Source organism: Mogibacterium kristiansenii, assembly GCF_009695905.1.
In the GTDB taxonomy this organism is placed as follows: domain Bacteria; phylum Bacillota; class Clostridia; order Peptostreptococcales; family Anaerovoracaceae; genus Mogibacterium_A; species Mogibacterium_A kristiansenii.
Genome location: NZ_VUNA01000010.1, coordinates 82,689 through 92,844 on the forward strand (window position 1 = coordinate 82,689; position 10,156 = coordinate 92,844).

General features: G+C 44.0%; 15 protein-coding genes. All 15 read left to right on the forward strand.

The features are described from left to right. The first annotated feature begins 27 nt into the window (after nt 1-27). The 15 genes from FYJ65_RS06300 (at nt 28) to FYJ65_RS06365 (ending at nt 10,111) form a co-directional block, all read left to right on the forward strand. Nucleotides 28-486: a virulence RhuM family protein gene (locus tag FYJ65_RS06300; RefSeq protein ID WP_331469435.1), complete on the forward strand. Its 459-nt coding sequence runs from the start codon at nt 28-30 to the stop codon at nt 484-486. Beyond that, on the forward strand, nt 447-959 hold the full coding sequence (rhuM, locus tag FYJ65_RS09855; protein WP_331469436.1) for a RhuM family protein: 513 nt from the start codon (nt 447-449) through the stop codon (nt 957-959). Before FYJ65_RS06300 ends, rhuM (FYJ65_RS09855) begins: the two co-directional genes overlap by 40 nt. A gap of 3 nt (nt 960-962) precedes the next feature. Next, the gene (locus FYJ65_RS06305) at nt 963-1,622 is read left to right on the forward strand and encodes a hypothetical protein (RefSeq protein WP_154554500.1); all 660 of its coding nucleotides are present in this window, start codon (nt 963-965) and stop codon (nt 1,620-1,622) included. Between the two features lie 17 nt (nt 1,623-1,639). Next, nucleotides 1,640-2,338 (forward strand): hypothetical protein, encoded by a 699-nt coding sequence (locus FYJ65_RS09510; RefSeq protein WP_206157338.1) that lies wholly within the window; start codon nt 1,640-1,642, stop codon nt 2,336-2,338. 11 nt (nt 2,339-2,349) lie between these two features. Then, on the forward strand, nt 2,350-3,810 hold the full coding sequence (locus FYJ65_RS06320) for a hypothetical protein (RefSeq protein ID WP_154554502.1): 1,461 nt from the start codon (nt 2,350-2,352) through the stop codon (nt 3,808-3,810). Nucleotides 3,811-3,822: 12 nt separating this feature from the next. Beyond that, nucleotides 3,823-4,059 (forward strand): hypothetical protein, encoded by a 237-nt coding sequence (locus FYJ65_RS06325; RefSeq protein ID WP_235898217.1) that lies wholly within the window; start codon nt 3,823-3,825, stop codon nt 4,057-4,059. 51 nt (nt 4,060-4,110) lie between these two features. Then, complete coding sequence (locus FYJ65_RS06330; protein WP_154554503.1) at nt 4,111-4,428, forward strand: hypothetical protein; 318 nt, start codon at nt 4,111-4,113, stop codon at nt 4,426-4,428. Nucleotides 4,429-4,560: 132 nt separating this feature from the next. Then, nucleotides 4,561-5,316, forward strand: coding sequence for an EFR1 family ferrodoxin (locus tag FYJ65_RS06335; protein ID WP_154554504.1), 756 nt, complete (start codon nt 4,561-4,563; stop codon nt 5,314-5,316). 22 nt (nt 5,317-5,338) lie between these two features. Beyond that, on the forward strand, nt 5,339-5,662 hold the full coding sequence (rhuM, locus tag FYJ65_RS09860; RefSeq protein WP_331469437.1) for a RhuM family protein: 324 nt from the start codon (nt 5,339-5,341) through the stop codon (nt 5,660-5,662). Then, nucleotides 5,623-5,901, forward strand: a complete 279-nt coding sequence (rhuM, locus tag FYJ65_RS09865) for a RhuM family protein (protein ID WP_331469438.1) — start codon at nt 5,623-5,625, stop codon at nt 5,899-5,901. Before rhuM (FYJ65_RS09860) ends, rhuM (FYJ65_RS09865) begins: the two co-directional genes overlap by 40 nt. Nucleotides 5,902-6,048: 147 nt before the next feature. Then, nucleotides 6,049-6,813, forward strand: a complete 765-nt coding sequence (locus FYJ65_RS06345) for a hypothetical protein (protein WP_154554505.1) — start codon at nt 6,049-6,051, stop codon at nt 6,811-6,813. A 306-nt stretch (nt 6,814-7,119) separates the two neighbouring features. Further along, nucleotides 7,120-7,335, forward strand: coding sequence for a RhuM family protein (rhuM, locus tag FYJ65_RS06350; RefSeq protein ID WP_416388864.1), 216 nt, complete (start codon nt 7,120-7,122; stop codon nt 7,333-7,335). A gap of 374 nt (nt 7,336-7,709) precedes the next feature. Beyond that, nucleotides 7,710-8,621 (forward strand): RhuM family protein, encoded by a 912-nt coding sequence (gene rhuM / locus FYJ65_RS06355; protein WP_277672314.1) that lies wholly within the window; start codon nt 7,710-7,712, stop codon nt 8,619-8,621. Nucleotides 8,622-8,647: 26 nt separating this feature from the next. After that, nucleotides 8,648-9,661 (forward strand): macro domain-containing protein, encoded by a 1,014-nt coding sequence (locus tag FYJ65_RS06360; protein ID WP_154554506.1) that lies wholly within the window; start codon nt 8,648-8,650, stop codon nt 9,659-9,661. Between the two features lie 96 nt (nt 9,662-9,757). Continuing rightward, entirely contained in the window at nt 9,758-10,111 is a 354-nt protein-coding gene (locus tag FYJ65_RS06365) for an ADP-ribosylglycohydrolase family protein (RefSeq protein WP_154554507.1), read from the forward strand. Nucleotides 10,112-10,156 lie beyond the last annotated feature (45 nt).

Here is a 10,156-nt window from a genome sequence, read left to right on the forward strand (position 1 = left end):
TTTGGGATGTTAAAGGAGGCTTCCTATTTGAAAAAGAAAAAAGATGAAATAACCATCCGTTCCAGTGCAGCGGAATACTTGACCTATGTTGCTTCTGTCGGTGACCAGCAGGACAGCATTGAAATGCGCTATGAGGATGAGAATATATGGCTGACCCAGAAGATGATGGCCACATTGTATGGTGTTGGTTTGCCAACGATAAATGAACATATTAAAAAGATTTATGCTGATAGTGAATTAGAAGAGTCTGCAACTATTCGGAATTTCCGAATAGTTCAAACCGAAGGTTCCCGTCAGGTGACTCGTGATACGAAGCATTATAATCTTCAAATGATTATTGCGGTTGGATTCAAGGTGAATAATGAGCGAGCTGTACAATTTCGTAAGTGGGCCAATGGGATTGTCAAGGATTACACCATCAAAGGCTGGGCCATGGACAAAACAAGATGCATTATGCGGTTCATGGACATACAGCAGCGGAGTTGATTTACGAGCGAGCCGATGCAGACAAGCCACATATGGGATTAACTGTATCTGCTTATCTGGACTTGGCAGAGGACCGTGCAGAACGTCATATTCCGATGACAATGGAGGATTGGGCGAAACGACTGAATCTATTCTTGATGGCTGACGATAGAGAGATTCTTCAGAATGCAGGCAAAATCACTGCTGAGATTGCCAAGGTAAAAGCGGAAACTGAACCGGAAACATCCGATATAACGCAAGTTTTTTTACCGCCATCATCAATCATTGATGCAAAAGAAGACAGATCCCTGAAGCAGCTCATAGAACGCTACGACAAGTTGATGCAGCCGGGGAAAATATCAAAGCTTGAAGACAATGCTGTAGCATTAATTCCGCAGGGCGTAAAAGAAGTTGGAAAAGCGACGAAGACGTTAGACCTGAATAAAGATTTTGCATTGATTGCGGAAGATTGTTTTGGCGTAAAGGAGGCATAGAGTATGGTAGTTGAAGGAACTGAAAATCAATATAAGGAATACTTTAATCGGGAGAATTCACGATGGGAATTTGGAAACAAAATTCTTTATAAAATGTGCGAAGAATATCCACACCATAATGATGCAGATGTTTTGAGTGGAAAAATATTGTTGATTGGAAGAAGCTATGCCGCTGCGATTGAGCGAAGAAAGAACGCAGATGATTACAAGGGTGATGATTTCTATTATGATGTCGTTGCACCAAAGATGTTGGAGATAGGCGATGAGCTTGATAATCGAATTGAATCCTTAAAGAATAACACCGGTGTTATCTTTGATTGCATTCCGGAGATATTGAGCACGCATAAGTTTCTTATGGACGCTTTTAAAGAGATGACAGGGTTGGAGAAGAGGTCTCTAGCATCTAAGTATTTACATTTTCATTGTCCGGAAAAGTTCTTTATATATGACAGTAGAGCAAAGGAAGCAATCAGAAAAATCGTTAAAAGACCGGATAAGAAGATTCTTTCGGAAATTGTGGAGTATGATCCTGAATATGGTGATTTTGTATGTCGGATGCTTGAACTTCAGAAATACCTGGATGAAAAGCTGGTGGATGAAAAGCTGGGAGGACACGTAACGCCGCGGTCAATTGACAGTTTTCTGTTGTCAACAGTGAAATAGAAAGGAGAATCTAAAATATGTTCGAGACAAAGAAAACCCTCATCGTTGTTTATAAAGATGAGCTGCTGATGAATCAACTAAAAAAGATGGTGGAGACTCACGATGACAACGATGAAGGCATTGTCGGAACGCGAGATGATTCCATCAATATTATTTCTTGGACGGAAAAAGTTTGGAATGGAAACAAAGCGGCTGGAAACATTCAGGGAAAGATACTTTTCCTTGGAGATATTAAGGGCACGGACAAACTGATTCCGGTTCTGGATGTCAAGTTTGACGACTACGGTGTCAAGTATGGATGGGCAGGGAATCAGGCCGTATTATTTGCAGATCCCAAGATTCTGTCTGACAGGCAGAAATACGATGAATTTCTAGAAAAGCTATCGGAGCTTCCGGTTCCAAATTTCTTAAAGACTATGAAGGATAATGTTGTATCAACAGGAACGGATTTGGAATCTGAAACTGTGGAAGAAATGCAGGATATAGAAGTCTTGGATGAAGACGGGAAGGCATCAAATCCCCAAGCTTCGAAACTGTTCAAAGCGGCTCAAAAGGCCATCGAATCCGGCGCAGAGGCTGTCGAAAAAGTAGGCACTCAAGTGGCAGCCCGGTCCGAAGAGTTTTTTAGAAATAAGAAATTGATGAAGAAGCAGATGCTTTTCTATGGAGTAATCCATCTCTATAATGATGGCCTTGAAGAATTCATGAATGCGTGAGGTATGCGCCTATGCAACAAAAAAGTGAAATGCAGCAAGGCTGGGATTTCGCTACCCAAATAATGGGAGCGGATTTGGCAGCACACATGGGCATGGAATATGTCAGCGCTGTAGATGCGGCCATTAAGCAGCTGGAAGAAAATATAAACAAGCATAATTACAGAAACCTGGGCATCAAACAACTTCAGGGGTTTATGTTGGAAGAGTGGGGCGCCGGTACATTTAATGTGGATGCCATTGCAGCTGATTCTACATATAGAGCGGAGGTCCTTCATAGTACGGTGAAGGATTCTGTTGACGTGTTGATGAAACAAGGCGGCAAAGATGTGGGCGCATATAGTGCCAAGTCCTATGCTGATGGAGCTAAAAGCGCGATTGAACAGGCAAGGATGAATCCGGAAACAAGACAGGCAAGTTATCAAGGACAGGGACGGCTTGTTCCTACAGATCAATTATCTGATGCGAAAGCTGAAGCAAGCCGTCGGGCGTTAAGAAATCGATCGATTCGTCCGGATGTTTCAAAAGCATACTCCGAGACAGAAGAAAAATTGACAGATACTATTACGACTAAAGATGGTACCAAATCACGGACAGCGACAAGAAAAGAACTTGAAGAAATTGCAAGGGAAAGCAAGAAGCAAGACTTTAAAGCTTCCGAGCATGGAGTTACAGCAGAGAGCGCAATCCGGACAGAATATCTCTTAAAACAGGCGCTTAAAGCTGGATATACGGCAGCGGCCGTGACGGTTGCCGTTCAGCTGACACCGGAAATATATAAGGCGATTGATTATCTTATCAAACATGGAGAGCTCGATATACCGCAGATTAAAAGGATGGGAACAAAGGGAATCTCTGCAGGTGCCGAAGGTTTTCTGCGGGGATCGGTGGCATCCTCTTTGAAGATAATGTGTGATGCCGGCATGCTGGGCGAGATGTTTAAAGGCATAAATCCGATTGTGCTTGGAACGGTTGTGGCGCTTGTTATGCAAACGGTGAAAAACAGCATTCTCGTAGCAGCCGGGAAGATGAGTACCCAACAAATGGGAGCGGCATTCGTTGATACGGTTGTGATTTCTGGAGGATATTTGTTAGGTGTTCATATCGGAAAGATTATCGGACTGGCACTTGGCTTTGAATTGCCGGTTGTCGGCTACTTGCTCGGAAGCTTAATCGGAACCTCCTTTTGCGTGATTTACAATATTGGAAAGAAGAAGTTGATTTCCTTCTGTGTGGATACGGGATTTACCTGTTTTGGTCTTGTAGAGCAGAACTATGAACTTCCGGAAGATGTGCTGAAGGAGATGGGTATAGAAACTATACCTATTCAGAGAACGCAAATGGAAATGACTGACGTGCCACGCACACAGGTTACGGGAACAGATATAGAAACATCAGAATATGAGACAATAGATATTACAGTTTTAAGAAGAGGTGTGATTGGAGTCAATAAAATCGGCTATGTGCCGGTTTGATGTAGGTGAATCATGAAGTGGTATCAGGATTACAATTTTATCTTTGCTCAATTTGAAAAAGGCGATGAGCGTGTAGATGAAACGACATTTTATTTCCGTTCGGATCCTGAAGAAGTTGAGCATTACATAGGCTATTTGTCGCAGCACGAGAAACCATATTGGGCAGGTTACTGCGATATTGAAGACGGCTGTGAGTTTAAGACAGCTAAGGAATTATTCGAGGCAAGATTTATGATAGGCGTTCCATAAAAGATCGTTGGGATGAACTTGTTCTTATCAATATCGGAGGTATCAGCGCTGATGATTGGGAAAAGTCTTGGTTTGATTGAAAAAAAGCAGAATCGTGAGGACTTAAAACAAATGAAACTAAGAAATTTCAAGAAGGAAGATGCTCCGATTATAGCCGGTTGGATTCGATCGGAGGAAGAATTATACAAATGGTCTGCCGACAGTTTTGGTAAGTATCCACTTACGGGGGATGACATAATCGAAAACTATACGCCTCGGATTGAAAATGGGCGTTTTTATCCGCTAACAGCAATCGATGCGAATGGCGATGTCATAGGACATCTCATCATACGCTATTCGCGAGAAGAGGATGAAAGTTCCGTTAATTGAGCTGGCTGTGTTTGAAAATAACGAGAGCGCAAGACGCTGCTATGAAGCGGCAGGATTTACGGCGTATGCCGAGAGCGAGTACAAAATGCCGATAGGCACTTGGAATTGTACGGAAATGGAGTTGCATTATATATGATTTTTTGTTTTTCTGGAACCGGCAACAGCCGATATATCGCAAGGCGCTTTGCGGAAGCGCTTCAGGAGCCCCTCACAGACCTGAACGCAAAAATCCGAACCTGCGACACTTCGCCCATCCAAACGGGCCACGACGTAATCCTCATTGTTCCCACCTATGCGTGGCGCATTCCCCGGGTGGTATCCGATTGGCTCATAAAAACAGAATTCGCGTCCGCCGAACGCATCTGGTTCGTCATGGATTGTGGAAGCGAGATTGGCAACGCCGCAAAATACAACCGGCATCTTGCGGAGCAAAAAAATCTGCAGTACATGGGAACTGCACAGATTGTTATGCCGGAGAACTACATCGCCTTGTTCGCCACGCCGGAGGCAGAGGAAGCCGGGGAAATCGTCCAGAAGGCGCAGCCGGATGTGGAAGCGGCGATTGCAAGCGTTCAGGCGGGACGGGAATTTCCGGCACCTCGCAATAACATGGAGTACCGCATCATGAGCGGTATCATCAATCCATTTTTTTACCGGCTGATTGTCAAAGCGGACCCGTTTCGTGTGAGCGGGGCGTGTGTCGGCTGCGGACAATGCGCGTCAAAATGTCCCCTGAACAATATTGAGCTTCGGAGTGGGAAGCCGGTGTGGGGGAAGCAGTGTACGCATTGCATGGCGTGCATCAGCTATTGCCCGGCGAAAGCGATTGAGTACGGGAAGAGGAGTGTTGGGAAACCGCGCTACCGCTTTGAGGAATTGGAGGATTGAGAATATATGGCTGACGCAGAAGATGATGGCCACACTGTATGGTGTTGGTTTGCCAACGATAAATGAACATATTAAAAAGATTTATGCTGATAGTGAATTAGAAGAGTCTGCAACTATTCGGAATTTCCGAATAGTTCAAACCGAAGGTTCCCGTCAGGTGACTCGTGATACGAAGCATTATAATCTTCAAATGATTATTGCGGTTGGATTCAAGGTGAATAATGAGCGAGCTGTACAATTTCGTAAGTGGGCCAATGGCATTGTCAAGGACTACACCATCAAAGGCTGGGCCATGGACAAAACAAGATGCATTATGCGGTTCATGGACATACAGCAGCGGAGTTGATTTACGAGCGAGCCGATGCAGACAAGCCACATATGGGATTAACTGTATCTGCTTATCTGGACTTGGCAGAGGACCGTGCAGAACGTCATGTTCCAATGACGATGGAGGATTGGGCGAAACGACTGGATCTATTCTTGATGGCTGACGATAGAGAGATTCTTCAGAATGCAGGCAAAATCACTGCTGAGATTGCCAAGGCAAAAGCGGAAACATCTGACATAATGCAAATCTTTTTATAGCCCAAACCGCATTCCTCGGACACGGATAGGCGGGATAGGCGTTGAAACATCAGAATATGAAAGATTGATATTACGGTGCTGAGCAGAGGCGTGATTGGAATCAATAAAATCGGCTATATGCCGTCATAATTCGAAAGGCGAGAAACTATGTATACAAATTCTGTAGAAAAAGAAAAAGAATTCCTGCTGTCAATCTTGGAAAGGTTCCATACAAATAGGGGGGACGGAGAGACCGCTCTTATTTGTAAATGTCCGAAATGTCATATAGGATCGGTTATATGCCGATGCACGCATGATATTGCGAATGGAAAGATCCAATCATGGAAGTTTGATGTGTATTGCGATCATTGCGGTGAGATTTTTGACCCGGAGATAATTAGATCGGATATTTTTTTCAATAGGCCGCACAAGGTAATTGATGAGTTGGAGACACCGTTTGGCAGTATAAAAGTTAGGATAAATGGAAAGAATGTTCCTTTTAGGTACTGCATAAAAACATATGACGATCCGGAGGAAGCTTTAGCTCCTACGGTAACGATGCATATCATTGATATTGACCTTTCGCAGTTGAAGGTCGGGGATGAGATATTCTGTGGATTTGATAAAGATCTTCTTGAATACAATGACGGCGATGAGCGTTCATTATTGTATTCTTGTGAAAATGAGAAACAGATTATGGGACTCTGTGCGTATGACCCCTATGAGTGGGATCTGGATAATTGCTGCTTCCAACTTAAAGAACGCACTTCGAAAGGCTTCGGATATTGTATAGTTTCTGATCCAAATCAATTTGACGAGAAGAAGAATTATCAATCAAAGATCACCTCGTTAGCTGCAGCTTGGCTAACCAAAGACGAGTACAATGATGCAGATCTGGTTATGAATCTGGCCTTAACCTGTGTGATCGGATAAAATAAAAGAGGCAAATAACTCTTGCAAACACTTTTAGTAAGTATCCACTTATGGGGGATGACATAATCGAAAACTATATGCCGCGGATTGAAAATGGGCGTTTTTATCCGTTAACAGTAATAGATGCGAATGGCGATGTCATAGGACATCTCATCATACGCTGCTATGAAGCGGCAGGCTTTACGGCGTATGCCAAGAGCGAGTACAAAATGCCGATAGGCACTTGGAATTGTACGGATATGGAGTTGCATATCGGAGGAACAAGATAGCGAGCATGGTGCAATAGGAGGAAAAACACAGACACATATGACTGAATACTATAATTTAGATGTTATCATTTCCGTCGGATATCGCGTTAAATCTAAACGAGGTGTTGAATTCAGAAGATGGGCAAATTCAGTTCTAAAAAAATACATATTGCAGGGGTATGCTGTAAATGATAATCGTATTGTGCAACTTGGCGAAGTGATACGTGTTATGAAAAATCGGAAGTTATCTGGGATGGAGGTGAACACCAAGTGAAACAATCTTTTATATCAATTGCCATTTTGATAATCTTTTTGGCTGCAACAGTGTATTTTGTTTCAAAAGCAATGAGATACACAATGAGATACAAAACAGAAAGAGAAAAGAGTGCAATAAAGAAGAGTTTTATCGCATATCTGCTGACAGATAGCTGGCTGATAAGTTGGTTAGTATATAGAAAGAATGATCCAAATGATCACCTGTAAAGCGGATTACAACTTCCAGTTTGTAAGATAGTACACTTTTTAACGATAGCTCCGATCTATCGTTAAAAGGCTTTTGGACAAATTCCAAAATACAAAAGCAAAAATGGGTAATTCATAGACAGCGGCCGGTTTCGGGACGGTGACAAGCGTTCAGGGGGGATTCCAGTGAAAAAGAAAAAAGAAGAGATCACCATCCGTTCCAGCGCGGCGGAATATTTGACCTATGTTGCCTCTGTGGGCGACCAACAGGACAGCATTGAAATGCGCTATGAGGATGAGAATATATGGCTGACGCAGAAGATGATGGCCACGTTGTACGATGTGGATGTTCGCACCATAAATTATCATGTAAAAAAAATCTTTAGTGATAGCGAATTACAAGAGGATTCAGTTATCCGAAAATTTCGGATAACTGCCACTGACGGAAAAAGCTACAGCACAAATCACTATTCCTTAGAGATGATCATTGCAGTTGGTTTTAAGGTCAATTCTGAGCGTGCGGTGCAGTTTCGTAAATGGGTCAATCAGATTGCAAAAGACTACACCATCAAAGGGTGGGTTATGGATGATGAACGGCTGAAACGAGGGACGTATCTGACCGAAAAGTACTTCGATGAACAGTTAGAACGCATCCGCGAGATTCGTGCTAGCGAAAGGAAGTTCTACCAGAAGATAACCGATCTCTATGCTACCGCCATCGACTACGATAAGAATTCTGCAACCACTAGAAGATTCTACGCAACCGTTCAGAATAAAATGCACTATGCAGTTCATGGACATACGGCAGCAGAGCTGATTGTAGAAAGAGCGGATCACGTAACGGCATATTTGGATTTCGCTGAAAGCATGACATTGCGACACATCCCTCTTACGATGCAGGATTGGGAAAAAAGACTTAACAGCTTCATTGAAATGTTTGATTACGGCATATTACAGGATGCAGGGAAAGTAACGGCTGAAATTGCAAAGCTCCATGCCGAAACCGAATTTGAAAAATACCGTGTGATTCAGGACAGACTGTTCATGTCCGACTTTGACCGGTACATGCTGGAACTGGAAGAGAATGTGAAGAAATGATTTTTAACTGATGGAGGTGACTTCGGATGCCGTTTCAGATTATCCGAAACGATATTACAAAAGTAAAAGCAGATGCCATCGTGAACACGGCGAATCCGGATGTTGCCGTTGGCAGAGGCACGGATTGTGCAATTTATCATGCCGCCGGCAGAGATCGGTTGCTGGCGGCGCGTAAGAAAATCGGTATTATGCATCCGGGTCAAGCGGCCCATACACCTGCTTTTAACCTGAACGCAAAATATATAATTCATACTGTCGGACCGGCATGGATTGATGGCAATCACGATGAGCGGGAGATTCTTCATTCGTGTTATGAGAAATCGCTGAACCTGGCAGCAGAGCTTTCCTGCAGGAGCATCGCATTTCCTCTGATTGCCACAGGAAGCTACGGATTCCCGAAAGATGAGGCGCTGCAGATTGCTTTGGCGGAGATCGACAAATTCCTTCTGTCCCATGAGATGGAGGTTATTCTGGTCGTGCTGGGTCGGAAGGCGTTCGAGCTGTCCGAGAAGCTGGTGGGGGATATTGAAGAATACATCGATGAGCACGGCATAGCCGAGCTTCATGAAGCGGAGTACGGAATTTGGTACGGAAGCGAACGGTGGGAGCGGCCGGAGCAAAACAAAACCTCCGCGATGCTGGGTGCACCGTTATTTCCGGACGTTTCCGGAATGAGCCTGGACGAAATTCTGGAGCGTTCTGAGGACACATTTCAGCAAAAACTGTTCAAGCTGATTGAAGAGAGCGGTATGGACGATGTTACCGTTTATAAGAAAGCGAACATCGATCGGAAGGTGTTTTCGAGAATCCGATGTAAGAAAGATTATAAGCCGACGAAAAAAACCGCGGTGGCTTTTGCAATCGCGCTTCAGCTGGATATGCCGGCGATGCTGGATTTGCTGTCCAGGGCAGAGATTGCATTCTCTCCCAGCAGCAAGTTTGACTTGATCATCACCTATTTCGTCACGAACAAGGTGTACGATATCTATGAGATAAACGCTGCACTATTCAAATATGGGCAGCCGATTCTGGGGGCGTGATTCCGGGGAGTGGAATTTGTCGCATGACAAACGACCACTCCTTTTTCGTATTCTGATATACTTGCAGCATCAAGAGTTCGAAGGAGGATTCAATATATGTATGGAGCAATTTTAGGGGACATGATTGGCGCACCCTACGAGTTTGACCGGGGCAATAAAACAAAAGATTTCGAGATGTTCAATGACCGGGTGTGTTTCACGGATGATTCCGTAATGACGATTGCGGTGGCAGATGCGCTGATGCGTATTTCAAATGATGCCGACGATGATGATGTGAAAACGGCAGTCATTCAGTCTATGCAGAAATGGGGAAAGAAGTATCCTCGGGCAGGTTACGGACAGAGATTTTTCTTTTGGCTGGGCAAGAATGAATATTCCTGTGCGGTGAAACCGCCATTCCGGGACGCCGGGTACCGGCGTTCCAGAGATGGGGTACCGCAAATAGTATAGATGTTATTCGCTATCGCTCTGCTTAAGACCATAGACTTCTCTCAT